The 24439-nt window shown below is 70.0% G+C and carries 26 protein-coding genes, 4 tRNA genes and 1 pseudogene; 22 read left to right on the forward strand and 9 right to left on the reverse strand.

Going from position 1 to position 24439, the window contains the following annotated elements; translation table 11 throughout:
- Positions 1-97: 97 nt before the first annotated feature.
- A complete protein-coding gene (locus OIE49_RS21020; RefSeq protein WP_326803650.1) occupies positions 98-1354 on the reverse strand; it encodes an APC family permease in 1257 nt (418 codons plus the stop codon).
- Positions 1355-1600: 246 nt separating this feature from the next.
- On the opposite strand from OIE49_RS21020, the gene OIE49_RS21025 reads away from it, so the two are divergent.
- Positions 1601-1867, forward strand: a complete 267-nt coding sequence (locus OIE49_RS21025; protein ID WP_100569713.1) for a GlsB/YeaQ/YmgE family stress response membrane protein — start codon at positions 1601-1603, stop codon at positions 1865-1867.
- Positions 1868-1925: 58 nt separating this feature from the next.
- Here OIE49_RS21025 and OIE49_RS21030 read toward each other — a convergent pair whose 3' ends face one another.
- A complete protein-coding gene (locus OIE49_RS21030) occupies positions 1926-2414 on the reverse strand; it encodes a YajQ family cyclic di-GMP-binding protein (protein WP_100569714.1) in 489 nt (162 codons plus the stop codon).
- A 241-nt stretch (positions 2415-2655) separates the two neighbouring features.
- Here OIE49_RS21030 and OIE49_RS21035 point away from each other — a divergent pair.
- Together OIE49_RS21035 and OIE49_RS21040 are read left to right on the forward strand one after the other, a co-directional pair.
- Positions 2656-2737, forward strand: a tRNA-Tyr gene (locus OIE49_RS21035).
- A gap of 597 nt (positions 2738-3334) precedes the next feature.
- Positions 3335-4963: a transposase gene (locus OIE49_RS21040; RefSeq protein WP_326803651.1), complete on the forward strand. Its 1629-nt coding sequence runs from the start codon at positions 3335-3337 to the stop codon at positions 4961-4963.
- Between the two features lie 61 nt (positions 4964-5024).
- Here the strand turns inward: OIE49_RS21040 and OIE49_RS21045 are convergent, their stop codons facing one another.
- Positions 5025-5600 (reverse strand): DUF1990 family protein, encoded by a 576-nt coding sequence (locus OIE49_RS21045; RefSeq protein ID WP_326803652.1) that lies wholly within the window; start codon positions 5598-5600, stop codon positions 5025-5027.
- A gap of 243 nt (positions 5601-5843) precedes the next feature.
- Between OIE49_RS21045 and OIE49_RS21050 the strand changes: the two genes are divergently transcribed.
- Both OIE49_RS21050 and OIE49_RS21055 read left to right on the forward strand, forming a co-directional pair.
- Positions 5844-6206 (forward strand): hypothetical protein, encoded by a 363-nt coding sequence (locus OIE49_RS21050; RefSeq protein WP_326803653.1) that lies wholly within the window; start codon positions 5844-5846, stop codon positions 6204-6206.
- Positions 6207-6346: 140 nt separating this feature from the next.
- Positions 6347-6616 (forward strand): hypothetical protein, encoded by a 270-nt coding sequence (locus OIE49_RS21055; RefSeq protein WP_326803654.1) that lies wholly within the window; start codon positions 6347-6349, stop codon positions 6614-6616.
- A gap of 97 nt (positions 6617-6713) precedes the next feature.
- Here the strand turns inward: OIE49_RS21055 and OIE49_RS21060 are convergent.
- Together OIE49_RS21060 and OIE49_RS21065 are read right to left on the reverse strand one after the other, a co-directional pair.
- Positions 6714-7965 (reverse strand): annotated as a pseudogene (locus tag OIE49_RS21060) (L,D-transpeptidase).
- A 99-nt stretch (positions 7966-8064) separates the two neighbouring features.
- On the reverse strand, positions 8065-8742 hold the full coding sequence (locus tag OIE49_RS21065) for a hypothetical protein (RefSeq protein ID WP_326803655.1): 678 nt from the start codon (positions 8740-8742) through the stop codon (positions 8065-8067).
- A gap of 394 nt (positions 8743-9136) precedes the next feature.
- On the opposite strand from OIE49_RS21065, the gene OIE49_RS21070 reads away from it, so the two are divergent.
- Complete coding sequence (locus OIE49_RS21070; protein WP_326803656.1) at positions 9137-9916, forward strand: hypothetical protein; 780 nt, start codon at positions 9137-9139, stop codon at positions 9914-9916.
- 57 nt (positions 9917-9973) lie between these two features.
- On the forward strand, positions 9974-10186 hold the full coding sequence (locus tag OIE49_RS21075) for a hypothetical protein (RefSeq protein ID WP_100569981.1): 213 nt from the start codon (positions 9974-9976) through the stop codon (positions 10184-10186).
- A 3-nt stretch (positions 10187-10189) separates the two neighbouring features.
- Here OIE49_RS21075 and OIE49_RS21080 read toward each other — a convergent pair whose 3' ends face one another.
- Positions 10190-10846, reverse strand: a complete 657-nt coding sequence (locus OIE49_RS21080; RefSeq protein WP_326803657.1) for an SDR family oxidoreductase — start codon at positions 10844-10846, stop codon at positions 10190-10192.
- 238 nt (positions 10847-11084) lie between these two features.
- Positions 11085-12344: an amidohydrolase family protein gene (locus tag OIE49_RS21085; protein ID WP_326803658.1), complete on the reverse strand. Its 1260-nt coding sequence runs from the start codon at positions 12342-12344 to the stop codon at positions 11085-11087.
- Between the two features lie 218 nt (positions 12345-12562).
- Between OIE49_RS21085 and OIE49_RS21090 the strand changes: the two genes are divergently transcribed.
- From OIE49_RS21090 to OIE49_RS21120, 7 genes are all read left to right on the forward strand, one after another.
- Positions 12563-12635: transfer RNA gene (locus OIE49_RS21090), tRNA-Thr, on the forward strand.
- Positions 12636-12681: 46 nt separating this feature from the next.
- Positions 12682-12754 (forward strand) — tRNA-Met (locus OIE49_RS21095).
- 89 nt (positions 12755-12843) lie between these two features.
- Positions 12844-13008: a 50S ribosomal protein L33 gene (rpmG, locus tag OIE49_RS21100; RefSeq protein ID WP_006347275.1), complete on the forward strand. Its 165-nt coding sequence runs from the start codon at positions 12844-12846 to the stop codon at positions 13006-13008.
- Positions 13009-13117: 109 nt separating this feature from the next.
- Positions 13118-13570: a MaoC family dehydratase N-terminal domain-containing protein gene (locus OIE49_RS21105; RefSeq protein ID WP_100569718.1), complete on the forward strand. Its 453-nt coding sequence runs from the start codon at positions 13118-13120 to the stop codon at positions 13568-13570.
- Positions 13571-13578: 8 nt separating this feature from the next.
- On the forward strand, positions 13579-14007 hold the full coding sequence (locus OIE49_RS21110) for a MaoC family dehydratase (protein ID WP_326806291.1): 429 nt from the start codon (positions 13579-13581) through the stop codon (positions 14005-14007).
- Positions 14008-14073: 66 nt separating this feature from the next.
- Positions 14074-15129 (forward strand): UDP-N-acetylmuramate dehydrogenase, encoded by a 1056-nt coding sequence (locus OIE49_RS21115; protein WP_326803659.1) that lies wholly within the window; start codon positions 14074-14076, stop codon positions 15127-15129.
- A 39-nt stretch (positions 15130-15168) separates the two neighbouring features.
- Positions 15169-15891, forward strand: coding sequence for a DsbA family protein (locus OIE49_RS21120; protein WP_326803660.1), 723 nt, complete (start codon positions 15169-15171; stop codon positions 15889-15891).
- 34 nt (positions 15892-15925) lie between these two features.
- On the opposite strand, the gene OIE49_RS21125 is transcribed toward OIE49_RS21120, so the two are convergent.
- Both OIE49_RS21125 and OIE49_RS21130 read right to left on the reverse strand, forming a co-directional pair.
- Positions 15926-16990 carry an adenosine deaminase gene (locus OIE49_RS21125; protein WP_100569722.1) on the reverse strand — a complete coding sequence of 355 codons (1065 nt, stop codon included), beginning with the start codon at positions 16988-16990 and terminating at the stop codon, positions 15926-15928.
- A 134-nt stretch (positions 16991-17124) separates the two neighbouring features.
- Entirely contained in the window at positions 17125-18351 is a 1227-nt protein-coding gene (locus OIE49_RS21130; protein WP_326803661.1) for a pyridoxal phosphate-dependent aminotransferase, read from the reverse strand.
- A 260-nt stretch (positions 18352-18611) separates the two neighbouring features.
- Here OIE49_RS21130 and OIE49_RS21135 point away from each other — a divergent pair.
- The 8 genes from OIE49_RS21135 (at position 18612) to rplL (ending at position 23864) form a co-directional block, all read left to right on the forward strand.
- Positions 18612-18684: transfer RNA gene (locus OIE49_RS21135), tRNA-Trp, on the forward strand.
- Between the two features lie 107 nt (positions 18685-18791).
- Complete coding sequence (gene secE, locus OIE49_RS21140) at positions 18792-19076, forward strand: preprotein translocase subunit SecE (protein WP_100569723.1); 285 nt, start codon at positions 18792-18794, stop codon at positions 19074-19076.
- 81 nt (positions 19077-19157) lie between these two features.
- Complete coding sequence (nusG, locus tag OIE49_RS21145; RefSeq protein ID WP_100569724.1) at positions 19158-19976, forward strand: transcription termination/antitermination protein NusG; 819 nt, start codon at positions 19158-19160, stop codon at positions 19974-19976.
- Positions 19977-20155: 179 nt separating this feature from the next.
- On the forward strand, positions 20156-20590 hold the full coding sequence (gene rplK, locus OIE49_RS21150) for a 50S ribosomal protein L11 (RefSeq protein WP_019756559.1): 435 nt from the start codon (positions 20156-20158) through the stop codon (positions 20588-20590).
- A gap of 95 nt (positions 20591-20685) precedes the next feature.
- The gene (gene rplA, locus OIE49_RS21155; RefSeq protein ID WP_326803662.1) at positions 20686-21411 is read left to right on the forward strand and encodes a 50S ribosomal protein L1; all 726 of its coding nucleotides are present in this window, start codon (positions 20686-20688) and stop codon (positions 21409-21411) included.
- A 188-nt stretch (positions 21412-21599) separates the two neighbouring features.
- A complete protein-coding gene (locus OIE49_RS21160) occupies positions 21600-22535 on the forward strand; it encodes a hypothetical protein (protein ID WP_326803663.1) in 936 nt (311 codons plus the stop codon).
- A 294-nt stretch (positions 22536-22829) separates the two neighbouring features.
- Positions 22830-23360: a 50S ribosomal protein L10 gene (gene rplJ / locus OIE49_RS21165; protein WP_100569727.1), complete on the forward strand. Its 531-nt coding sequence runs from the start codon at positions 22830-22832 to the stop codon at positions 23358-23360.
- A 117-nt stretch (positions 23361-23477) separates the two neighbouring features.
- On the forward strand, positions 23478-23864 hold the full coding sequence (rplL, locus tag OIE49_RS21170; RefSeq protein WP_100569728.1) for a 50S ribosomal protein L7/L12: 387 nt from the start codon (positions 23478-23480) through the stop codon (positions 23862-23864).
- The last annotated feature ends 575 nt before the right edge of the window (positions 23865-24439 follow it).

Consider the following 24439-nt stretch of genomic DNA (forward strand, 5'->3'; position numbering starts at 1 on the left):
CGCTGTCAGGGGGATCAGGGGCGGCCGCGGCCCCTTGTAGCGCGATCGGGAACGTTCGGAGACGATCCCGCGGCGCACCGGCCCCGTAGGTCGTGCCCTACCGCGCCGCCCACCACCGCCGTACGCCGTACGAGGCCATGCCCGCCGCCAGCACCCCGCTGCCCACGGCCACCGAGAGCCAGGGCAGGGCGAACGCCAGCGTCATGCATCCGACGAGGCCCAGCGCCGGCACCACGCGCCGGGTGGGAGCGGGATCGAGGGTCCAGGCGGCGGCGTTGGCGATCGCGTAGTACGCCAGGACGCCGAACGAGGAGAAGCCGATCGCGCCCCGGACGTCGACCGTCGCGGCCAGCACCGCGACCACGGCGCCCACGGACAGCTCCGCCCGGTGCGGCACCTGGAAACGGGGATGCACGGCCGCCAGCACTCCGGGAAGATGCCGGTCCCGGGCCATGGCCAGCGTGGTCCGCGAGACGCCCAGGACCAGGGCGAGCAGCGACCCCAGCGCGGCCACGGCGGCCCCCGCCCGCACCACCGGGACCAGCCCCGGCACCCCGGCCGCCCGCACCGCGTCGGCCAGCGGTGCCGCCGAGCGGCCCAGCCCGTCCGCCCCCAGCACGGAGAGCGCGGCCACCGCCACGAACACGTACACGGCCAGCGTGATGCCGAGGGCGAGCGGGATCGCGCGCCGGATGGTGCGCGCGGGATCCCGTACCTCCTCGCCGAGGGTGGCGATCCGCGCGTACCCGGCGAAGGCGAAGAACAGCAGCCCGGCCGCCTGAAGCACGCCGCCGGCGCCGACGGAGCCGGCAATGGCCGCCCGGTCGGCGGTGGAGGCGCCGGAGCCCAGGCACACCGCGACCACGGCGGCGAGCACCGCCAGCACGACCGCCACGATCACCCGCGTCAGCCAGGCGGACTTCTGGACGCCGCCGTAGTTCACGGCGGTCAGCGCCACCACGGCCGCGACCGCCACCGCGTGTTCCTGCCCCGGCCAGACGTACGCGCCCACGGTGAGGGCCATCGCCGCACAGGAGGCCGTCTTGCCGACGACGAACGCCCAGCCCGCCAGGTGGCCCCAGAACATGCCGAGCCGTTCGCGCCCGTACACGTACGTGCCGCCGGAGGCCGGATACCGGGCGGCCAGCCGTGCCGAGGAGCCGGCGTTGCAGTAGGCCACCACGGCGGCGACCGCGAGCCCGAGGAGCAGACCGGAGCCCGCCGCGCGGGCCGCCGGCCCCAGGGCGGCGAAGATCCCGGCCCCGATCATCGAGCCGAGCCCGACGACCACGGCGTCGCCGACCCCGAGGGTGCGCCGCAGCTCGGGCGAGGACGGGGCAGCGGACCGGGTCATGGCCCGAACCCTACTGACCTGTGCGGCCGCGGCCGACCGGTGCAACCGGGGGACGCCGTCGGGGCGTCCTCCTCCACGACGCGCTCCTGGCGCGGGACGCACACGCGTGTGGTAGGCACGATCACAACACGTGACAAGCACGAGGAGAACGACGCGCGGCCTGCTGGTGCAGCAGCACAGCCTGTCCGAACCGAGCGTGAGGCACCGGGACAGTGCAGGCACGGCGTGGAAGGGCAGGTTCAGAGCATGGGCATCATCAGCTGGATCATCCTGGGGCTCCTGGCCGGCGCCATCGCGAAGCTCCTGCTGCCGGGGCGCGACCCGGGCGGCTTCATCGTCACGACCCTCATCGGCGTCGCCGGGGCGTTCCTTGGCGGCTGGATCTCCGCCCGCTGGCTGCACCACCCGATCAGCCGGCAACTCTACGACGGCGCCACCTGGGCCGCCGCGATCGGCGGCTCGCTCGTGCTGCTGATCGGCTACCGCATCTTCTTCGGCAACTCGCGCGACTGAGCGGGAAAAGGGCGGGCACCGCGCAGGTGCCCGCCCTTTGCTCTGTCCTCTGCTCCGCCTACCGGTAGTTCACGAACTGGAGGGCGAAGTCGAAGTCCTGGCCCTTCAACAGCGCGATCACGGTCTGGAGGTCGTCGCGGCTCTTGGAGCTGACGCGCAGCTCCTCACCCTGGACCTGGGCCTTCACGCCCTTGGGACCCTCGTCACGGATGAGCTTCGCGACCTTCTTCGCGTTGTCCTGGGAGATGCCCTCCTGGATCGACGCGAAGAGCTTGTACTCCTTGCCGGACAGCTGCGGCTCGCCCGCGTCCAGGGCCTTCAGGGAGATGCCGCGCTTGATCAGCTTGGACTGGAAGACGTCGAGGACTGCCTTCACCCGGTCCTCGGAGTTGGCCTCCAGAAGGATCTTCTCACCGGACCACGAGATCGAGGCGCCCACGCCCTTGAAGTCGTAGCGCTGGGAGATCTCCTTGGCGGTCTGGTTGAGGGCGTTGTCGACCTCCTGCCGCTCGACCTTCGAGACGATGTCGAAACTGGAGTCGGCCATGTCCTGTGGCTCCTTGCATCGAGGTGTGTCGGGGTGCGTGTCATGCCGGATGCGTCCGGCGGGCGCGGGGGAACCGCCGATCCCGGCCTGCGGGTCGCGGGTCGCATCCGCACCAGCCTAGCCATCCCGGACGGTCACGGCCGCCGATCAATGGGGTGGCGGAGCACCCCTCGGCATCGGGTATTGTTTACGTCGTTGCCGGGAAGCCCGCCGAAAGGCGGTTCGAACGACAGCATCCCAAGGCGGTGTGCCCGAGCGGCCAAAGGGAGCAGACTGTAAATCTGCCGGCTCAGCCTTCCCAGGTTCGAATCCTGGCGCCGCCACAGGACCCAAAGGGTCTGTGACCAGCAGCAATGCTGATCGCAGACCCTTTGGGCGTTCACGGGCCTGATCTGATCGTTATGGGCGCTTTTTCCCAGTGTGTCTCACCCCGATTCGGGGGCTGACCAGTCCGTGTGGGGTGGGTGTGGGGCAGCCTCCGGGCCACGCGCGGCAACCTCCTGCGGCTCCACCCCGGAACTGAGCCAGGTGGACACGGCCGCGTGGCGAAGATCATATGGACGCTTCGCCGGCAGTGACGCGCACTGAGCGGACGTGAGAGCACGCGCGGGCTCTGCGTACGCACGGCATCGAGCAGCGCGAGAGCCTGCCTGGGGTCCGGCACTGAGGTGGGGTCCAGTTCCTCCGCCACCTGCTCCGGAGACTTCCACTGCACCCGTGGCAGGGGGTTGCGAGCTGCTGTCGTTCGACAGTGGCTGGGCACGTTCTGGTGTGTGTGAGTGAGCGTCGCAGCTGCGGTGCGCGGTGTGGGACGGCAGTGCGTGGCAGGGCGAGCAGGAGTTCTGGTTTCGAGTGCGTGACCTTCGGCCGGGGGTGGTCGTTGGGTGCGGTGGGGGCTTCTTCGATATCGGGCCGGGGGTGTGGGCGGGTTGCGCGAGGTGGCAGCGCCATTCGTGGTGCCCGGTCCGTCCGGGGTGGCGATCCGCTCCAGTCTCAAGGGCCTCACCGGGCAGGACGAGAAGGTGCTGCGCCTGGCCGGAAGTCTGCTCGGCTCGCTGGCCTCCCGTGATCTGGGGGTGCGCTGTGCGGCGGGGCTGGGCCATGACAGTGAGCAGTGGGCGCGGCGCAAGCGGGCGCTGACCGGCGAGTCGTCGTCGCGGTGGGCGGGCAGTATCACCAAGGCCACGCATGATCAGTGGGCACTGGCCCGGCGCGGGCAGCTCGCCCACATCCAGGGTCTGCGGGCGGGCGTCGAGACGATCACGTACCGGCTCGCACAGCCCGTCGGGGCCAAGGGCGCCAAGGGGGCGCCGGGCGGTTACCGCTCCGAGCGGGAGTGGTTTGCCAAGTCCCGGCGGCTGCACGTGCTTGAGGACCGGCTGGAGCAGGCACGGACTGACTGGGAGGCCGGGCGGGTGCGGGTGGTGCGCGGCGGCAGGAAGCTGCTCCGGGCCCGGCACCACCTGAAGGCCGCCGGGCTTTCGGAGGCGCAGTGGCGGTCGCGGTGGGAGGCCGAGAGGTGGTTCCTGCAGGCCGACGGCGAGTCCGGCAAGCGGTACGGCAACGAGACGATCCGCATCACTCCCGGCGGTGAGGTGAGCATCCGGCTTCCGGCGCCACTGGCCGGCCTGGCCAACGCGCCCCACGGCCGGTACGTACTCGCCTGCCGGGTCGCATTCCGGCACCGGGGCGGGCAGTGGGCCGACCGTGTCGCCGTGAACCGAGCGGTGGCCTACCGCATCCACTACGACGTAGACCGGGGCCGCTGGTATGTGACCGCCTCCTGGCAGAACCCGCAAGTGCGGACCGTGCCGTTGGAGACTGCTCGTGCGGGTGGACTGGTCGGGGTGGACATGAACGCCGACCACCTGGCCGCCTGGCGCCTGGACGCACACGGCAACCCCGTCGGCACGCCCCGCAGATTCGACTACCAGCTGGACGGCACCGCACAGCACCGCGACGCACAACTGCGCCACGCCCTGATCCGCCTGCTGCACTGGACGGCGCGGCACGGCCTGGCCCTCGCGATCGAGGACCTCGACTTCGCCGCCGAGAAGACCCGGGAGAATCACGGCCGCCGCAAACGATTCCGCAAACTGATCTCCGGGATGCCCACCGCCCGCCTGCGGGCACGGCTGGTGTCGATGGCCGCCGAGCTCGGCGTCCCCGTCGTCGCGGTCGACCCGGCCTACACCAGCCGCTGGGGCGCCCAGCACTGGCAGAAATCCCTCACCACCAAGAACAGGAAGCCCACGCGGCACGACGCTGCCGCCGTGGCGATCGGAAGGCGCGCCCTGGGATGCCCGATCCGGCGTCGGACGGCACCGCCCCCACCGCACCGGAGTGATGCGGTGGGGCATCGGACCGTCCAGGCCCGACCGGGCAACCCGGGACGTGAGGGACCCCGCCCCCGCATTCCCGGACCACGGACACGATCCGTGCCGCCCGGACGCGGAGCGAAAGCGGGCGACCAGTGTGTCCACAACCGTTCGGGACACACGGCTGAGCACGAGCCCTGGACCCAGGACTCACTCCCGCTCAGTCCATAGGAACGGTTGTCCGTCAACCGTCCGGCGTCAACGGCGTAGCCGAGTGCGTTGTGAAAGATGGTCACTCCACGTCCGCTGCCCGACCGGACAGCAGGGCGTGCAGATAACGTCGCCGGAAGACCCGCTGCGCGACCAGCAGCACCGGGAACACCGGGCGCCACCACCCGTGTGGGGCGGCACCGGTCAGGGAGCGGATCGTCAGCGCGACCGTGCCGTCGGGGGACCGGTGGACGATGAAGGCCTCCTCACCGCTGACGGGATGACCGGGCAGGGTGCCGTAGGCGAAGCCGCAGCGGTCCGGGGTGTCGACGACGGCGACGACCCGGACCGGCTCCCGTACCACGCACGGACCGAATGCCGCGGTGACCTGGTAATCCGCCCCCTCGACGACCCGCTCCCCCGCACCGTCGCGGCCACTGACTGTGAAGCCGCTGCGCCGCTTGACGCCCCAGCGCAGCACCGCGTCCGCCGCTGCTTGCCAGTCCGCCTCCCCGCGACCGATGACGACGGTACGGGCATAGCGGCGCAGACCTGTGTTCCCCGACGGCCACGGCTCGTCGGCGGGTCGGGTCGCCCCGGCCGGGCCGTAGGTGAGTGCGCCGGCTGACGGGCCGCGTCTCGTACGGCTGTGGGGCATGACGCTCCTGTGGGGCGTGCGGGCGGGCCGTGATCGTAACGCGGCGGTGCCCCTCCGCCTGGTCGACGGTCGGCCAGAGGGTCGTTGCACGGCGGAGTGCCGGGAACTGTTGCTTTAAGGGCCGAAGGAATCCGCCTTGGGCAAGCTCCAGTTGATCTGGCGTGTCCCTGTCGACGGAGGGGCGGCTGTGGCTCAATTGCCGTCGGTGTGAGTCCGTCGGCACGATGGGCGTGGAGGGGGAGGGTGGAAAGTGTCGTGGTGGGCGGGGATCGGCCGGTGACGTGGGCTGAGGCGGCCAGGGTGGCGGCGGGGTGTGGGGTGGTGCTCGCCCTCACGTGGGCCGCTTTGGAGTTTTTCGACGAGCGGCAGTTTCCGGTTGCCGCACCAGTGGTGATGGTGCTGGGCCGGTGGTTCTACAACAGGCACCGTCACTGGGGCGCCGGTCTGGTGGCCGCGGTCGTCGGCTCGATCGTGGTGGGCACCTTGGCCGACAGGCTGCGACCTGATGTGGACCGGCTGCTCGCCGACACCACGGCTTCCGCGGCGGGGCTGGTGGTCGCGATGGCCGTGTTCACTGTCTGCTCCCGCGTGCGGCGGGGTTCCTGACATGGCGTACGCGGGGGACGACCGATGTGGTGCCAGGCGTGGTCTGCGCCTGCGTATCCTCTGGCACCGTTGCTCGGGCGCCGTCGCCGTACTGGCTCGGCCTCGCTGCGCTCCTCTTGGCCGGCATCAGGCTGAGCACCGTGTCCGACGCCAAGGCCGAGGAGCGCGCCTACCGGGCTGCCCGCCCCTGTGGCACGGCAGTAACCGTGGACTGCCTGCGCTCCGTACAGGCCACCGTGCACGGCACGGAGATCGGACACGCGGTCGCGCGCACTCTCGGGTACGCCGCGACGGGGCTGCTCGCACGCCTCAAGAAGCGCGGCCAGGTGGCTCCGACCGGCTGGGGCCGTGAAAGACCCCCCGCTGGTCAGCGGGGGGGGGGTCTCGTTGCTGGCCCCCGTCTGATCTGACGGGGAGGGCGTGGGTGCACATGATCACTCTGGTGCCACGAGTTGGGCCGGTACCGCCGACGCCGAGAGGCGACGCCGGCCTGGCCGGAGCGCGCACTCAGGCCGCGGAGCCGCCCGTCCACGTCTCCCAGTTCATGTTCCAGCCGTTGAGGCCGTTGTCCGGCTGGATGCTCTTCTCCGAGTCGGGAGAGTTCTTGACGATGATCACATCACCGACGAGAGAGTGATCGTAGAACCACTTGGCAGGAGTGTCCGAGCCTCCGCCCTGGACGTCGCGCAGACCGATGCAACCGTGGCTGGTGCCGATGCTGCCGAACGACGAAGGATCACCCCAGTAGTTGCCGTGCACGAAGGTCCCGGACGTGGACAGACGCATGGCATGCGGAACATCTGTCCAGGTTGTAGTCGCCCCCGAAGCCGACTGTAGAACTGTCCATGTGCGTCTTCTTGAATTTCTCAGAGATTACCATCTGGCCGTTATAGGTGGGATTCTGAGGGCTGCCGCCGGATATGGGGATCTTTCTGAAGACCTTTCCGTCGCGCATGACCGTCATGGTCTGGGTGTTCATGTCCACCAAGGACACCTGCGAACGGCCGACGGTGAATTTCACCGTCTTGGACTGAACTCCATGGATGCCCGAAGCGCCCTCCACCCCATCGAGGTCGAGCTTCATCGTCACCGTGGATCCCGGCTCCCAGTATTCCTTCGGGCGAAAGTCCAGACGCCTTTCACCGAACCAGTGACCGCTGACCTCCTGGCCGCTGCTGGAGGTCACGGTGATGTGCGACAGGACGGCTTCCTTGTCCGTTATCGCCTTGTCGAAGTTGAAGGAGACGGGCATGCCCACGCCGACAGTGGCGCCTCCGTCCGGAGTGAAGGTGCCTATGAAACTGTCCTTGGTCGTCACGGTGGTGAAAGCGGAGTGCTCGACCACCGTGTTTCCCGTAGAACTCTTGCCCTCTGCGGTGATCTCGTATCTCGCTCCCCGTTCGAGTTGCGCCGAAGGCTTCCAGGTCTTTCCGTCCGATGACATTTCCCCTTCGACAGCATCTCCCGTGTCGGCCCGAGTCATCGACACCTTGGTCAGGGTGGCATTCCGGGAGACGACGCGCGTCGCATTGATACTGGCTCCGGTGGAACCGTTCTTGGCTGAGATCTCGACCTCGGCGCGGGCAGGAACGGCTGCGGGAGAAGCGTGGGCCGGATTCTTCGCGTGGTTCTCCGAGGCATCACTGCACGAGGTCAGGGCCAAGGCGCCCACGAGTAGTGCGACCGAGACGGAAGCCGGGTGTGCCGCGCGCCGCGCATGGCCGGGCCGGGTGGACGCCGTACTGGTCGGCGATTTCATTTGTATTCCTTGTGGCTAGATGGTTCAGGCCAGACTTGAGAATGCGAAGTTTCCGAGTCCGACGGCTTTGGCGGAAGACCGCCGCGGGCGCGGCGGTGGTCAGCGCCAGTTGGTGTCGTGGCTGAGGCGGTGGTGGTGGGTGTCGTACTGGTCGACCGTGGTGATGGTCTGTCCGTTCGGGATGGGTGCGGCCCAGGCGCGGTAGGTGGTGCCGGGGACGGTGGCTGTGGTGGCCTTCACCTGGGTGCCGTCGGAGAGGGAGACCACGCCGTAGGCGACGTCGGCTTCGGGGTTGGACACCATCAGTCGGGTGCCGCCGAGGCCCTTGTCGTGCGAGCCCCACAGCCCCATTCCGCCGGCGGCTTGGGGGTCGTCCGTGCCGGTGACGGGCTGGCAGCCGGCCCAGGGGCCGCCCTGGTGGTCGATGCGTACGCCGCCGATGAACATGCGCTGGCACAGCAGGGAAGTGCCCGGTGCCGTGGTTCCGCCGGGCAGTTTGGGCAGGGTGTAGCCCTTGGGCAGCGTGCGGTGGAACTCCAACGCCACCGACCAACGGTGCCCGTCCACCCGGCCCTTGCCGATCACCTGCGTGACCACCTGGGGCACCTGCTGGTGAGCGGGAGTGGACCGCTCGGCGACGACGGAGACGGGTGCGGATGCCGGCTGGACGGCCGGGCCCGACGTCGCCGCGATCGCGGAGGCACCGAACGAGATCCCTCCGAACGCGGCGACTGCGACGGCCGCTATGGCTGCCTTTCTGGCAAAACTGAGAGCCACGGAGCATTTCTCCTTCAGAGCTGCCGCCCGACACCACGCCGGGCGGTCCTCGACGGCCGGCGTGCTGGGTTCGCGTGCCGGCCTGCAGCGGCCACCAGGAGTGGTGGCCGCTGCTTGGACGTCCGCCCGTAGGTACTCCCAAACGCTCACGGCGGGTTGCACGCCCGCCGACATCGAAATCTGCCGGCTCAGCGCGACGCGGCTTCCGTCCGGCTGTTGGCCCGCTCGCGGGTCTGGTCCTGCCAGGCCGGAAGGAGTCCAATGGCGGCGCAGGGACGGGTGTGGCTCAATTGCCGTCGGTGTGACGGCGTCGGCACGATGGCGCGGACGGGGAGGGCGGAAGGCGACATGGCCGTGTTCACGGTGTACTCCCGCGTGCGGCGGAGGGCCTGACATGCCGTACGAGGGCGACGACCGAGGTGGTGTCCGGCGAGATCTGCGCCTGCGTACCCTCTGGCACCGCTGCTGGGGAGCCATCGCCGTACTGCTCGGCGTCGCTCTGATCTTCTTCGCCGGCGCCGGACTGACCGTCGTGCCCGACGACACGGCCGAGGAGCACGCGTATCGGGCCGCCCGCCCCTGTGGCGCGGCGGTCACCGAGGACTGCCTGCGCCTCGTCCGGGCCACCGTGCGCGGCACGGAGATCCGGGAGCGGGCCAGGAGCCGGCGGTACGACCTCCGGCTCACCGGACCCGGCCCCGTGCCCCGGGAAGTGGCCATGGGCGGGGCCGAGCCGCTGCTCAGGCACCTGCGTGCCGGAGATGTGGTCACCGTCACCATGTGGCGGGGCTACGCGACCGCCGTGAGCAAGGACGACGTGACGCAGTACTCCGACGACAACCCCGAGGGACTGTCCCTGTGGGCCACGGCCATCGCCCTGGCCCTGCTCGCCATCGGCCTCTTCGCCGCGTACGCGGGAGGACACGCGGTCGCGCGCGCTTCCATCCATGCCGCGACGGGGCTGCCCACACGCCTCCGGAAGCGTGGGGTGCAGACGATCGGTGCCGTGTGCTGCGCTGTTCCGGCTGGGATGTTCGGCCTATGGACCGGGCCTGTCGGGGTGATCGTCCTGTGGCCGGCCCTTGTCGGGGTACTTCTCGTGGCGACCCGGCGCCTCGACGCGCCGAAGTGGGGCCGGGGCCGGCACGCGCGCGCGGTCACGCACCCGGAGTGACATCACAGGGCCGGCCAGGATCCCAACAGTGTCGGTGGGGCCGTGCACACTGGGGCCATGTCCTCGCGTCGCAGACTCTGCCCCGTGTGCCGTCGGGAGATCGCCGTGGTCGCCGGGCGGTTCGCGCGGCACGATGCGCCCGGGACGCGGGCGAGCGGCGGGCTGACCTCCTGCGACGGATCGCGTCGGATGGCGCAACTCGGCGCTGTGCAGCCATCGTTGGACGGTTACGCCGTTCCGGAGTGTCCCGGGCAATTGCCGTTGTTCTGATGGTCAGTTGCCCGCCACCGACTTCACCGCCACCGACACCGGTGCCGAGCCGCTGACGAGTTCCAGGGTCAGTCCGGCCGTCGCCGGGGTCTCCACCAGTTCGGCCAGTACGGCGGCCACGTCGTCGCGCGGGATCATGCCGCGGCCCGTGTGGGCCTCCAGACGCACCTGGCCGGTGCCGGCGTCGTTCGTCAGCGAGCCGGGGCGCAGGATCGTCCAGTCCAGGGCCTCCTGGCGGCGGACGTGGTCGTCCGCCTCGCCCTTGGCGCGCAGGTAGACGTCGAAGACCTCGCCGCCCTTGTGCGCCGCGTCCGCGCGCATCGAGGACACCACCAGGTGCCGACGCACGCCCGCGCGTACCGCCGCGTCCGCGAACAGGACCGCGGCGCCCTTGTCCACCGTCTCCTTGCGCGCCACGCCGCTGCCCGGACCCGCGCCCGCCGCGAACACCGCCGCGTCGGCACCCCGCAGCAGCCGCGCGACCTCGTCGACCGACGCCGACTCCAGGTCCAGCACGACCGGTTCGGCGCCGGCCTTCCGCAGGTCCTCGCTCTGCTCGGCACTGCGGATGATGCCCGCCACCTCGTCCCCGCGCGCGGCGAGCAGCCGCTCCAGCCGCAGCGCGATCTGACCATGACCACCAGCGATGACAATGCGCATGCTTCCGACCGTACGCCCGGACGGGCGCATCTGCCGCACGACTTCGGCCATGCCCAGGGGCCCTCCGTCGTGTTCCGCGGGTCCGCGCAGACCGGCTACCAGCGGCCCCCGGCAACACCCGGGTGGGCCCCCGGCCGCACCTCTCGCGCGGTGCTGCCGCCACCGCGCAGCGCGACTTCGGCGGGGCCCGGAAACCCTCCGCCGAGCCACGCACGTCCCGGACGCCGCCCCCGCACCCTCAGGACAGCTCCCCCCGCCCCTGCCGTGGCAGTCCCAGTTCCGCCGTGGCCGCGGAGTCGGAGAATTCGCGTACCGCGCTGGTGCGGGACACCACGCGGCCCCGGTGCACCACGATCCGGCTGTACGCCAGCGACAGCGCCCCCGCGAGCCGGTCGCCGCGTACCGCGAGCAGTTCGGCGGGGAAACCCGCCTCCACCCGTACCTCGGGCAGGCCGAGCACCGCGCGGGCGGACGCGCTCACCGTGTCGTAGGCCTCCTCGGGGCGCAGTCCGTGCCGTGAGGCCAGCAGATACGCGGCCTCCAGCGGGTCGCCGCGCCCCACCGGGTTCGACACGTCCCGCAGGGCGCCGCTGCCCGCGGCCACCCGGACCCCGGCCGCCCGCAGCAGCCTCACCGGCGCCGTCCCGTGGCCCTCGACGCCGCCGCAGTAGCCCTGGGGCAGGCACACCACCCTCACCCCCGCCGCGGCCAGCTGGTCCGCGGCCCGGCCGGCCGCCCCCGCGGGCAGCCCGGCCAGGCCGCCGCACGGGCCCAGCGTCACTCCCGGACGCAGCCCGCCCGCCATCGCCGCGATGCGCGCCAGCCGGGCCGGGTCGGCGCCGTCGGTGTGCAGGTCCACGGGGCAGCCGTGCTCGGAGGCGACCTCCAGGACCGCCTCGACATAGCCCGTCGGGTCCGGATCCACGTCCGGGCAGCCGCCCACGACGCACGCGCCCATCTTCACCGCGTCCCGCAGTATCGCCAGGCCGTCCGCGCCGGCCGCCCCGGTCAGCACGCGCGGCACCGCCACCGTCGTCAGCTCGGTGAGCCCGCGCAGCGACCGCCGGGCCCGCAGGGCCGCCGTGAGCACGCCGAGCCCCTGGACGTCACCCACGCGTACGTGTGCGCGCACGGTCGTCGCGCCGTGACCCAGTTGCAGCAGCGCGGCCTCGGTGGTGCGGCGCTGGACGTCGTCCGGCTCGTACGACACCGGCCCGCCGCTGTCGGCGGTCAGGGCCGTGTCGGCGTGGGCGTGGGGTTCGGCCGGGGCCGGCAGGAGCAGGTAGCCGCCGAGGTCGACGCGCGGCGTGTCGCCCCGAGTGCCGCCTGCGCCGAGGCTGCCGGCGGTGCCGACCGCCTCGATGCGCTCACCGGCCAGCCGTACGTCCACGGTCCGCCCGTCGGTCAGCCGGGCCCCGCAGAGCAGCAGCCCGTCCGGGTCCGTCCGTCCGGACGGACCCGGCGAGGAGGAGGGGGGCGGTGGCTGTCCGGGGGGCATCGCACTCCAGATACGAAAGGCGACTGGGGCTCGGGGGCACGGACCGCGGGGCCGCGCGGGCCACGCAAGATCACGCAGAGTGAGTCGAGCCTAGGGCGGCCGCCGGGCTCGACGAGGGAGGAGCGCAATAGTCGTACCGGCGTGGCCGCGGGGCCGGAGCGACGCCGGGAAACGGATTTGGGTGAACGGCCGCAGAGCGTGTAATGTCTTCCTCGCTCGCCCCAATAGCTCAGTCGGCAGAGCGTCTCCATGGTAAGGAGAAGGTCAACGGTTCGATTCCGTTTTGGGGCTCTGATGTGAGAGGTACCCGCCGCAAGGCGGGGCCCGATCGCATCGCAGCGGTGTAGCTCAGTCGGTAGAGCAAGCGGCTCATAATCGCTGTGTCACCGGTTCAAGTCCGGTCACCGCTACTCACAGTAGCCGATTGCGGGGTCGGTCCTTCGATCGGCTACTCTTTCTTGCGTTGAACTAGCCTACCCGTTCGTCAAGGAGCACTCACGTGGCTGCCACCGACGTCCGCCCGAAGATCACGCTGGCCTGCGTGGAGTGCAAGGAGCGGAACTACATCACCAAGAAGAACCGGCGGAACAACCCCGACCGGCTCGAGATGAAGAAGCACTGCCCGCGTTGCAAGGCGCACACCGCGCACCGCGAGACGCGCTGATCAAACTCAGACATGAGGCCGCCCCCGCACCATGGGGGCGGCCTCATGGTGTTTCATGTGCGAAAACCGCGAAGAACAGCGACACAGCGACACCAGGAGGTGCCGAGCCATGGCGCTCGACCAGTCCTTCGTGGGGCGGTCCTACCCGCCCACCGACCCCTACGAGGTGGGCCGGGAGAAGATCCGTGAGTTCGCGGAGGCGGTGGGCGACGCCAACGCGGCGTACACGGACCCGGAAGCCGCCAAGGAGCTCGGCCACCCCGATGTGATCGCCCCGCCGACCTTCGTCTTCGCGATCACCTTCAAGGCCGCCGGACAGGTCGTCCAGGACCCGCAGCTCGGCCTGGACTACAGCCGTGTGGTGCACGGCGACCAGAAGTTCGCCTACACCCGGCCCGTGCGCGCCGGCGACCGGCTCACCGTCACCTCCACCATCGAGTCGATCAAGTCCCTGGCCGGCAACGACGTCCTGGACATCCGCGGCGAGGTGCACGACGAGACGGGCGAGCACGTGGTGACCGCCTGGACCAAGCTCGTGGCCCGCGCGGCCGAGGAGGCGTGAGGAATCCGATGACGGCGAAGATCGCCTACGGCGACGTCGAGGTCGGCACCGAGCTGCCGGCGCAGACCTTCCCCGTGACCCGGGCCACCCTCGTGCAGTACGCGGGTGCCTCCGGGGACTTCAACCCGATCCACTGGAACGAGAAGTTCGCCAAGGAGGTCGGGCTTCCGGACGTGATCGCGCACGGCATGTTCACCATGGCCGAGGCGGTCCGTGTGGTCACCGACTGGACGGGCGACCCCGGTGCGGTCGTCGAGTACGGCGTCCGCTTCACCAAGCCCGTCGTCGTCCCGAACGACGACGAGGGGGCCGTGATCGAGGTCTCCGGCAAGGTCGCGGCCAAGCTCGACGAGAACACCGTGCGGGTCGACCTGACCGCCATGTGCAACGGGCAGAAGGTCCTCGGGATGTCCCGGGCCGTCGTACGCCTGGCCTGACGGCCACCCCGGTCCCGCACTCGCCGAGGTGCGGGACCGCCAGCGGGGTCTCGTAGTCTTGGGCGCGTGCAGGAACTCCACGACGCGCCCCTCGCCCCGCTGACCACGTTCCGGCTGGGCGGCCCCGCGACCCGGCTGATCACCGCGACCACCGACGCCGAGGTGATCGACGCCGTCCGCGAGGCCGACGCCCACGGCACACCGCTGCTGGTCGTCGGCGGCGGCTCCAACCTGGTCATCGGCGACAAGGGCTTCGACGGCACCGCGCTGCGCATCGCCACCCGCGGCTTCGAACTCACCGGCACGATGCTGGAGCTGGCCGCAGGCGAGGTCTGGACGGACGCGGTCGCGCGCACCGTCGAGGCCGGACTCGCCGGCATCGAGTGCCTGTCCGGCATCCCCGGCTCCGCGGGCGCCACCCCGATCCAGAACGTCGGGGCGTACGGCCAGGAGGTCTCCTCGACGATCACCGAGGTCGTCGCCTACGACCGCCGTGACGGCCGCACGGTGACCCTGGCCAACGAGGAGTGCGCGTTCTCCTACCGGCACAGCCGCTTCAAGTCCGACCCCGAGCGGTACGTCGTCCTGCGCGTCCGCTTCCGGTTGGAGGACGCCGACGGGATGTCGGCGCCGGTCAAGTACGCCGAGACCGCCCGCGTCCTGGGCGTCGGGGCGGGCGACCGGGTACCGCTCGCCACCGCCCGCGAGACCGTGCTGAAGCTGCGGGCCGGGAAGGGCATGGTGCTGGACCCCGAGGACCACGACACCTGGTCCGCCGGTTCCTTCTTCACCAACCCGATTCTCACGGACACCGACTTCGCCACCTTCCGCGCACGCGTGCGGGAACGGCTCGGCGACGGCGTCGAGCCCCCCGCCTACCCGGCGGGGCAGGGGCACACCAAGACCTCCGCGGCCTGGCTGATCGACAAGGCGGGCTTCACCAAGGGATACGGCACCGGACCGGCCCGGATCTCCACCAAGCACACCCTGGCCCTGACCAACCGCGGCGGCGCGACCACCGAGGATCTGCTGGCCCTGGCCCGCGAGGTGGTGGCCGGGGTCCGTGAGGCCTTCGGCATCACTCTGGTCAACGAGCCGGTGACGGTCGGCGTGAGCCTGTAGACGCCTAAGACGCGACAGCACACAAGGGGAGGGGAAACCATGGGGAAGCAACACGGCAGACGTGCCGCCGCGGCCGTGGCCGCGGCCGTCCTGGCGGGCGTGCTCGCCACGGGATGCGGCAAGGGCGGCACACCGGCCGGGGGCGGGGAGCCGGAAGCGGCGGCGGCGTACACGAGCGTGTCGGAGATCGACGAGAGGCTCGCACCGGACGGCACCACCGTCCGCGTCGGATCCCCCCACGCCAAGACCGTCGTCCACCTGTACGAGGACCTGCGCTGCCCGGTCTGCGCGGAGTTCGAGACCGAGGGCGGCGGCGAGGGCCTGCGCGAGCTGGTCCTGGCCGGCGAGGTCCGGGCCGACTACACGCTGGCCTCCTTCCTCGACGACCGGCTCGGCGGCGAGGGCTCCAAGAAGGCCGCCAACGCCCTGCGGGCCGCCCTGGACGCGGGCAAGTTCGCCGAGTACCACGAGGTGCTCTTCGCGCACCAGCCCGAGGAGGAGGTCGACGGCTACACCGACGCCTTCCTGCTGGACATGGCCTCCAAGGTCCCGGGCCTGCGCGGGGCGGAGTTCGACGCGGCGGTCAAGGGCATGAAGCACCGCGACTTCGTGACCTCCTCCGAGAAGGCGTTCGACACGTCGGGCGTGTCCGGCACGCCCACCATGAAGGTCGACGGCAGGACCGTCGACGCGGCGCTGGCCGGCGGCATCTTCGACAAGGAGACGCTGCCCCTGGTGATCGGCGCCTTGGCCCGGTCCTGACCGCCGCGCCCCCGGAACAGGCCCTGGCCCGCCGTCAGCCCGCCAGCCAGTCGTCCACCCCCGACAGCAGCTTCTCCCGCATGTCCGAGGGGGCCGCCGACGCGCGGATCGACTGGCGGGCCAGCTCCGCCAGTTCGGCGTCCGTGAAGGCGTGGTGGCGGCGGGCGATGTCGTACTGCGCCGCCAGCCGGGAGCCGAACAGCAGGGGGTCGTCGGCGCCCAGGGCCATCGGGACGCCCGCCTCGAACAGCCGGCGCAGGGGGACGTCCTCGGGCTTGTCGTACACGCCGAGGGCCACGTTCGACGCCGGGCACACCTCGCAGGTCACACCACGGTCGGCCAGCCGGCTCAGCAGCCGCGGGTCCTCGGCCGCGCGCACCCCGTGGCCGACCCGGTGGGCCTGGAGGTCGTCCAGGCAGTCGCTCACCGAGGAGGGGCCGGTCAGCTCGCCGCCGTGCGGGGCCGCGAACAGGCCGCCGTCCCGTGCGATCGCGAACGCCCGGTCGAAGTCCCGTGCCATGCCCCTGCGTTCGTCGTTCGACAGGCCGAAGCCGACGACGCCGCGGTCCCGGTAGCGCACCGCGAGGCGGGCCAGCGTACGGGCGTCCAGGGGGTGCTTCATACGGTTCGCGGCGACCAGGACCCGCATCCCGAGGCCCGTCTCGCGCGACGCCGTCTCCACCGCGTCGAGGATGATCTCCAGCGCCGGGATCAGCCCGCCCAGGCGCGGCGCGTACGAGGTCGGGTCGACCTGGATCTCCAGCCACCCCGAGCCGTCCTTGACGTCCTCCTCGGCGGCCTCCCGCACCAGCCGCCGGATGTCGTCCGGTTCCCGCAGGCAGGAGCGTGCCGCGTCGTACAGCCGCTGGAAGCGGAACCAGCCCCGTTCGTCCGTCGCCCGCAGCCGCGGCGGCTCCCCGCTGATCAGGGCCGCCGTCAGCGCCTCGGGCAGCCGCACGCCGTACTTGTCGGCGAGTTCCAGCAGGGTGGTGGGCCGCATCGACCCGGTGAAGTGCAGGTGCAGATGGGCTTTCGGCAGTTCAGAGAGATCACGTACACCCGGGGGGTTCGGGGGGAGTCCCCCTGAAGAGCACAACATTCCTGGATGGTGCCGCAGGTTCCCCGTGCCCCGGTAGTCGTTTCCCCATTCGTGGTCTTGCTCGCACAAATGAAGGGGCGCCCGCAGGCTACTCACGTGAGTGGCCTGCGGGCGCCCGCAAACGGAAGCGGAACTCAGTCCCGCGCCTCCGCCAGCAGCTTCTGGATCCGGCTGACGCCCTCCACCAGGTCCTCGTCACCCAGGGCGTAGGACAGGCGCAGGTAGCCCGGCGTGCCGAAGGCCTCGCCCGGGACGACCGCGACCTCGGCCTCCTCCAGGATCAGCGCGGCCAGCTCCACCGAGTTCTGCGGGCGCCTGCCGCGGATCTCCTTGCCGATCAGCGCCTTCACCGACGGATAGGCGTAGAACGCGCCCTCGGGCTCCGGGCAGAGCACGCCGTCGATCTCGTTGAGCATCCGCACGATGGTCTTCCGTCGCCGGTCGAAGGCCTCGCGCATCTTCGCGACCGCCTCCAGGTCGCCGGAGACGGCGGCGAGGGCCGCGGCCTGGGAGACGTTCGCCACGTTCGACGTGGCGTGCGACTGGAGGTTGGTCGCGGCCTTGACCACGTCCTTCGGGCCGATGACCCAGCCCACGCGCCAGCCCGTCATGGCGTACGTCTTCGCCACGCCGTTGACGACGACGCACTTGTCGCGCAGCTCGGGCAGGAGCGCCGGCAGGGACACCGACACGGCGTCGCCGTAGACCAGGTGCTCGTAGATCTCGTCGGTCAGTACCCACAGGCCGTGCTCGAGGGCCCAGCGGCCGATCGCCTCGGTCTCGGCCTCGGAGTAGACCGCGCCGGTCGGGTTGGACGGGGAGACGAAGAGGACGACCTTGGTCTTCTTGGTGCGGGCGGCCTCCAGCTGCTCGACCGTCACGCGGTAGCCGGTGGTCTCGTCGGCGACGACCTCGACCGGGACGCCGCCGGCCAGGCGGATCGACTCCGGGTACGTCGTCCAGTACGGCGCCGGCACGATGACCTCGTCGCCCGGGTCGAGGATCGCGGCGAACGCCTCGTAGATGGCCTGCTTGCCGCCGTTGGTGACCAGGATCTGCGAGACGTCCGGCTCCCAGCCGGAGTCGCGCAGCGTCTTCGCGGCGATCGCGGCCTTCAGCTCGGGCAGGCCGCCGGCCGGCGTGTAGCGGTGGTACTTGGGGTTCCGGCAGGCCTCGACGGCGGCCTCGACGATGTAGTCCGGGGTCGGGAAGTCCGGCTCTCCGGCGCCGAAGCCGATCACGGGACGTCCGGCGGCCTTGAGGGCCTTGGCCTTGGCGTCCACGGCGAGGGTGGCGGACTCGGAGATCGCGCCGATGCGGGCGGAGACCCGGCGCTCGGTGGGAGGGGTTGCAGCGCTCATACCGTCCATCGTTTCAGACCGGAAACACCCGGGGCACGCCGTTCCACAGGGTGAACAAGGCCGGTCTAACCTCCGGACATCCGTCCGGATCCGGTCCTCGGCCAGGCGATCTTCCAGTGATCGGGGCCGGTTGGGCACTTTCTGTTCGACGACCGGCGCCGGAACACGTACACTCTCACCTCGTTGGTCTTCAGCAGCCGCTGTCGCACCTGGTGCACACCGAGCACCCGGTCGTATGCGGTACGTTGGGGGACACACAAAGGGTCGTAGCTCAATTGGTAGAGCACTGGTCTCCAAAACCAGCGGTTGGGGGTTCGAGTCCCTCCGGCCCTGCTACACACACCATCGCCAGGATGTGTGCGCATGTACGTACAGCAATGCACCGCCGTGCGGCTCGACCGGGCGCGGCACGGCCACGACCCGGAATCAGGTGAGGACGAATGACGGACGCCGTGGGCTCCCTCGACACGCCTGATGCCCAGGACGAGGTGACGGACTCCAAGAAGGCCCGCAAGGGTGGCAAGCGTGGCAAGAAGGGCCCGCTGAAGCGCCTTGCTCTCTTCTACCGTCAGATCATCGCGGAACTCCGCAAGGTCGTCTGGCCGACTCGCAATCAGCTGACGACGTACACCACCGTGGTGATTGTCTTCGTCGTCATCATGATCGGCCTGGTGACCGTGATTGACTATGGGCTCAACCACGCGGCCAAGTACGTCTTTGGCTGAGCCAAGAGCGAAGGGCGCCGCGGTTACCGGCGCCCCTTTTCGCATGTTCCACCCCTATGTATCCAGGAAGAAGCAGCCACCGTGTCTGACCCGAACCTGAACGACGCCATCGAGCCGACCGAGTCCGTGGATGACGAGCTCGACATCGTCGAGGGTGCGGACGAGGTCGACGAGGCCGAGGCTGCCGAAGCCGCCGCGGGCGAGTCGGCCGAGGAGGCCGCCGTCCACGTCGTGGACGAGGCGGCCGAGGGTGAGGCCGAGGAAGAGGAGCCGGAGCCCGAGGTCGACCCGGTCACCAAGCTCCGCGAGGAACTGCGCACGCTGCCCGGCGAGTGGTACGTCATCCACACCTACGCCGGCTACGAGAAGCGCGTGAAGGCCAACCTGGAGCAGCGCGCCGTCTCGCTGAACGTCGAGGACTTCATCTACCAGGCCGAGGTGCCCGAGGAAGAGATCGTCCAGATCAAGAACGGCGAGCGCAAGACCGTCCGGCAGAACAAGCTGCCCGGCTACGTCCTGGTCCGCATGGACCTGACGAACGAGTCCTGGGGCGTCGTCCGTAACACCCCGGGCGTCACCGGATTCGTCGGCAACGCCTACGACCCGTACCCGCTGTCCCTGGACGAGATCGTGAAGATGCTCGCCCCGGAGGCGGAGGAGAAGGCCGCCCGCGAGGCCGCCGAGGCCGAGGGCAAGCCGGCCCCGCAGCGCAAGGTCGAGGTCCAGGTGCTGGACTTCGAGGTCGGCGACTCGGTCACCGTCACCGACGGCCCGTTCGCCACGCTGCAGGCCACGATCAACGAGATCAACCCGGACTCCAAGAAGGTCAAGGGCCTCGTCGAGATCTTCGGCCGCGAGACCCCGGTCGAGCTGAGCTTCGACCAGATCCAGAAGAACTAGCTCGCCGCGGTTCTTTCTGGACCCACCGCTTCCGCGCAGGTCAGGCGATCGCTCGAGCGGTCGCCTGACCTGCTCGGTTTTCAGCCGCACAGTCATACCCGTTATCGTTGTGCGGTATGCCTGCGTTCGGGTGGTACCCGAGCGCAGGCAGGACCCGAATCGAAAGGACCCGGAGAGCAATGCCTCCCAAGAAGAAGAAGGTCACGGGGCTCATCAAGCTCCAGATCCAGGCCGGCGCAGCCAACCCGGCTCCGCCGGTCGGCCCGGCGCTGGGTCAGCACGGCGTCAACATCATGGAGTTCTGCAAGGCCTACAACGCCGCGACCGAGTCGCAGCGCGGCTGGGTCATCCCGGTGGAGATCACGGTCTACGAGGACCGTTCCTTCACCTTCATCACCAAGACGCCGCCGGCCGCCAAGATGATCCTCAAGGCCGCGGGCGTGGAGAAGGGCTCCGGCGAGCCGCACAAGACCAAGGTCGCCAAGATCACCGAGGCGCAGGTCCGCGAGATCGCCCAGACCAAGCTGCCCGACCTCAACGCCAACGACCTGGACGCCGCCGCGAAGATCATCGCCGGCACCGCGCGTTCCATGGGCGTCACGGTCGAGGGCTGAACCCCACCTTCGTAGCACCATGCGGCCGAAGGCCGCACGTGGCAGGGCCGGCTCGGCCCGTACCACGACTCCTTACAGAACACACAGGAGCAGTTGTGAGCAAGCGCAGCAAGGCTCTCCGCGCTGCGGACGCCAAGATCGACCGGGAGAAGCAGTACGCCCCGCTCGAGGCCGTCCGTCTCGCCAAGGAGACCTCCACGACCAAGTTCGACGGCACCGTCGAGGTCGCCTTCCGCCTGGGTGTCGACCCGCGCAAGGCCGACCAGATGGTCCGTGGCACCGTGAACCTTCCGCACGGCACCGGTAAGACCGCCCGGGTCCTGGTCTTCGCGACCGGTGACCGTGCCGAGGCCGCACGTGCCGCCGGCGCCGACATCGTCGGCGCGGACGAGCTGATCGACGAGGTGGCGAAGGGCCGTCTGGACTTCGACGCCGTCGTCGCCACCCCGGACCTCATGGGCAAGGTCGGCCGCCTCGGCCGCGTCCTCGGCCCGCGTGGTCTGATGCCGAACCCCAAGACCGGCACCGTCACCCCCGACGTGACCAAGGCCGTCACGGACATCAAGGGCGGCAAGATCGAGTTCCGCGTCGACAAGCACTCGAACCTGCACTTCATCATCGGCAAGACGTCGTTCGACGACACCAAGCTGGTGGAGAACTACGGCGCGGCCCTGGAGGAGATCCTCCGTCTGAAGCCGTCCGCCGCCAAGGGTCGCTACATCAAGAAGGCCGCCATCACCACCACGATGGGCCCCGGCATTCCGGTCGACCCGAACCGCACCCGCAACCTCCTCGTCGAGGAGGACCCGGCCGCGGTCTGAGCCAACGGCTCGCACAGCTGAGGGACGAGTCCCGCAACCTTTTCGGGTGCGGGGCTCGTCCCTTTTCTGTGGGACTCCTGTACGGCGTATTCCGTACGCCCGTGCACGACGTCCTGTGCGACTTTCGTACGCCTGTCACAGGGCTGCGTTAGCGTGAAGATCACAGCAACCGCACAGGGGTGGGACGAATGAAGAGCACGACCGCGCGCCGTATCACGCTCTCCGTCGTGGCGGTGACCTGTCTGACGGCACTGACCGCCTGCGGCTCCTCGGGCGGCTCGTCCGGTTCCTCCAAAGGCTCGGGCAAGGACGACGGCACGGCCGGCCAGGGCCCCGCCAAGGTGAGCCCCGTCGCGGCCCTGCGCTCCGCCGACACCTCCACCGCCGAGGCCGACTCGGCCCGGGTGTCGACGACGACCAGCCTCGGCACCCTGATGTCGATGAAGGGCAGCGGCACCCTCGACTGGGCCGACGGTCTCACCGGCCGGCTCACGCTCACCTACACCGGCGGCACGGTCGCCGAGACGATGCGCCAGATCGGCGCCACGACGATGGAGGCGCGGTACCTGCCCGACGCCTACTACGCGCACATGAGCGACGCCTACGCGCGGCAGGTGGGCGGCAAGCACTGGATCCGGTACCGCTACGAGGACCTCGGGGCCCTCGCCGGCGGCTCCGGCGCGTACATGCAGGAGCAGTTGAAGAGCGCCACGCCGAACCAGTCGGTGAAGCTGCTGCTGGTCTCCGGCGACGTCAGGAAGGTCGGCGAGGCGACGGTGCGCGGCGAGCACACCACGCACTACGCGGGCACGGTGAACGTCGCCGACTTCGCCGGCAAGAACTCGAACCTGCCCAAGCGCCAGATGGACGACCTGAAGAAGCAGCTCAGCAAGGCGGGGGTCACCACGGAGACCATCGACATCTGGGTCAACGACCAGGACCTGCTGGTCAAGAAGGTGGAGAAGGCCGAGACGGCGACCGGCACGATGACCACCACCGCCTACTTCAGCGACTACGGAGTGAAGACCGCCGTCCAGGCGCCCCCGGCCGGCGACACCAGCGACTTCAAGGACCTGATCGCGTCGCAGGGCACCGCCGCGGGCGGCAGCGGCATCAGTTCCTGAGCCGCCTCCCGGGGCGGATTTGCTTTGCGATGACGCCTTCCCGTACGCTCCCACAGAAGCCAAAGACCGCTGGTCGTTGCCGTGCACTCGAACGAGGGTGCGGTGGCCGAAGGATCCGCTGAACTGCGGACGACCCGCGCAGGTGACTGTGGAAGAACTCCCGGAGCACACGTCGATCCCCGTGTGTGCGCCCGGTCGAGTCCGCCCCGTGCGCCTGCGCCGGGGCGTTTCGTTTTCCCCAGTCCTCCTTCGGGTCCGCGCGGTCCGAATCACCCGGAAGGAGGCCGAGGCTCTATGGCGAGGCCCGACAAGGCTGCCGCGGTTGCGGAGCTGACGGACAAGTTCCGCAGCTCCAACGCCGCCGTGCTGACCGAGTACCGCGGTCTCACCGTGGCGCAGCTCAAGACGCTGCGCCGGTCGCTCGGTGAGAACGCCCAGTACGCCGTGGTGAAGAACACGCTGACCAAGATTGCGGCCAACGAGGCCGGGATCACGCTGGACGACCAGCTCTTCGCTGGTCCGACGGCCGTCGCCTTCGTCACCGGTGACCCGGTGGAGTCGGCGAAGGGTCTCCGTGACTTCGCCAAGGACAACCCGAATCTCGTCATCAAGGGCGGTGTCCTTGACGGCAAGGCGCTGTCCGCCGACGAGATCAAGAAGCTTGCGGACCTCGAGTCCCGTGAGGTTCTGCTCTCCAAGCTGGCCGGTGCGTTCAAGGGCAAGCAGTCCCAGGCTGCCTCTGTCTTCCAGGCGCTCCCGTCGAAGCTCGTCCGCACCGTGGACGCGCTTCGTGCCAAGCAGGACGAGCAGGGCGGTGCCGAGTAACTCGGCTCGCTTTCTGATCCTCGCCGCCTGACGCGGCGAGGGTCTCAGCGGGCCGACGTACGCCCGCCACACCCAGTACATCCGGCACCCGCCGAATTAGTGGAAGGATCGCCCATCATGGCGAAGCTCAGCCAGGAAGACCTGCTCGCGCAGTTCGAGGAGATGACCCTCATCGAGCTCTCCGAGTTCGTTAAGGCCTTCGAGGAGAAGTTCGACGTCACCGCCGCCGCTGCCGCGCCGGTCATGATCGCCGGTGCCGCCGGTGGCGCTGCCGCCGAGGCCGTCGAGGAGCAGGACGAGTTCGACGTCGTCCTCACCGGTGCCGGCGACAAGAAGATCCAGGTCATCAAGGTCGTGCGCGAGCTGACCTCCCTCGGCCTGAAGGAGGCCAAGGACCTGGTCGACGGTGCGCCGAAGCCCGTCCTCGAGAAGGTCAACAAGGAGGCCGCGGAGAAGGCCGCCGAGTCCCTCAAGGGCGCCGGCGCCTCCGTCGAGGTCAAGTAAGACCTCACGGGTCCGCCAAGGACTCCTGCGCGCTGAACACGGCCCCGTAGGGCTGTAACGCGAACGCACCGAGGAGCGATCATCCATCCGGGTGGTCGCTCTTCGGCGTTCGAGGGGGCCGGTGCAGGCTGCCTTGCACCCGCGGCAGGGAGGGGTATGGTGATCTTCGTCGTGCCTCCAGAGCTTCCGGCGGCGGGCTGCACGTGACGATGGCAGCATCCGGTTTGGCCATGGGAGGCCTTGACGAACCGCACGCAGCGCGCAATTCTCAGGGACGCGTCGTCACAAGGATCCGAATCCGAGGCATGGATCGACGACGAAGAGGGCAGTATCAGGGTGCGTTGAGGGCAGGCATGCCGCAGACGTTGACAACTACGAGGGTCTCAAAAAACCCGCACTGGACATCAGTGTGCCATGTGGCTACACTGACCCTTTGCGCTGCCTGTTAGCTGTCCCCTGCCCGTCACCAGGGGCATGCCCTCGCCTCAGCGATGACGACCAGATCATCCTTGACCTGGCCTTTCGGCCCGATCAGGACGACCTGTCCGCAAGCGTCGGCGGGGGGCCGGTACGCG

Origin of the sequence: Streptomyces sp. NBC_01788, assembly GCF_035917575.1 — a bacterium.
GTDB lineage: Bacteria > Actinomycetota > Actinomycetes > Streptomycetales > Streptomycetaceae > Streptomyces.

What these genes read in the sequence shown, in the direction of transcription:
- OIE49_RS21020 (WP_326803650.1), bottom strand. Translation starts at nt 1,354, where the DNA reads ATGACCCGGTCCGCTGCCCCGTCCTCGCCCGAGCTGCGGCGCACCCTC.
- OIE49_RS21025 (WP_100569713.1), top strand. Translation starts at nt 1,601, where the DNA reads ATGGGCATCATCAGCTGGATCATCCTGGGGCTCCTGGCCGGCGCCATC.
- OIE49_RS21030 (WP_100569714.1), bottom strand. Translation starts at nt 2,414, where the DNA reads ATGGCCGACTCCAGTTTCGACATCGTCTCGAAGGTCGAGCGGCAGGAG.
- OIE49_RS21045 (WP_326803652.1), bottom strand. Translation starts at nt 5,600, where the DNA reads ATGCCCCACAGCCGTACGAGACGCGGCCCGTCAGCCGGCGCACTCACC.
- OIE49_RS21070 (WP_326803656.1), top strand. Translation starts at nt 9,137, where the DNA reads ATGCCGTACGAGGGCGACGACCGAGGTGGTGTCCGGCGAGATCTGCGC.
- OIE49_RS21075 (WP_100569981.1), top strand. Translation starts at nt 9,974, where the DNA reads ATGTCCTCGCGTCGCAGACTCTGCCCCGTGTGCCGTCGGGAGATCGCC.
- OIE49_RS21080 (WP_326803657.1), bottom strand. Translation starts at nt 10,846, where the DNA reads ATGCGCATTGTCATCGCTGGTGGTCATGGTCAGATCGCGCTGCGGCTG.
- OIE49_RS21085 (WP_326803658.1), bottom strand. Translation starts at nt 12,344, where the DNA reads ATGCCCCCCGGACAGCCACCGCCCCCCTCCTCCTCGCCGGGTCCGTCC.
- OIE49_RS21105 (WP_100569718.1), top strand. Translation starts at nt 13,118, where the DNA reads ATGGCGCTCGACCAGTCCTTCGTGGGGCGGTCCTACCCGCCCACCGAC.
- OIE49_RS21110 (WP_326806291.1), top strand. Translation starts at nt 13,579, where the DNA reads ATGACGGCGAAGATCGCCTACGGCGACGTCGAGGTCGGCACCGAGCTG.
- OIE49_RS21120 (WP_326803660.1), top strand. Translation starts at nt 15,169, where the DNA reads ATGGGGAAGCAACACGGCAGACGTGCCGCCGCGGCCGTGGCCGCGGCC.
- OIE49_RS21125 (WP_100569722.1), bottom strand. Translation starts at nt 16,990, where the DNA reads ATGTTGTGCTCTTCAGGGGGACTCCCCCCGAACCCCCCGGGTGTACGT.
- OIE49_RS21130 (WP_326803661.1), bottom strand. Translation starts at nt 18,351, where the DNA reads ATGAGCGCTGCAACCCCTCCCACCGAGCGCCGGGTCTCCGCCCGCATC.
- secE (WP_100569723.1), top strand. Translation starts at nt 18,792, where the DNA reads ATGACGGACGCCGTGGGCTCCCTCGACACGCCTGATGCCCAGGACGAG.
- rplK (WP_019756559.1), top strand. Translation starts at nt 20,156, where the DNA reads ATGCCTCCCAAGAAGAAGAAGGTCACGGGGCTCATCAAGCTCCAGATC.
- OIE49_RS21160 (WP_326803663.1), top strand. Translation starts at nt 21,600, where the DNA reads ATGAAGAGCACGACCGCGCGCCGTATCACGCTCTCCGTCGTGGCGGTG.
- rplJ (WP_100569727.1), top strand. Translation starts at nt 22,830, where the DNA reads ATGGCGAGGCCCGACAAGGCTGCCGCGGTTGCGGAGCTGACGGACAAG.
- rplL (WP_100569728.1), top strand. Translation starts at nt 23,478, where the DNA reads ATGGCGAAGCTCAGCCAGGAAGACCTGCTCGCGCAGTTCGAGGAGATG.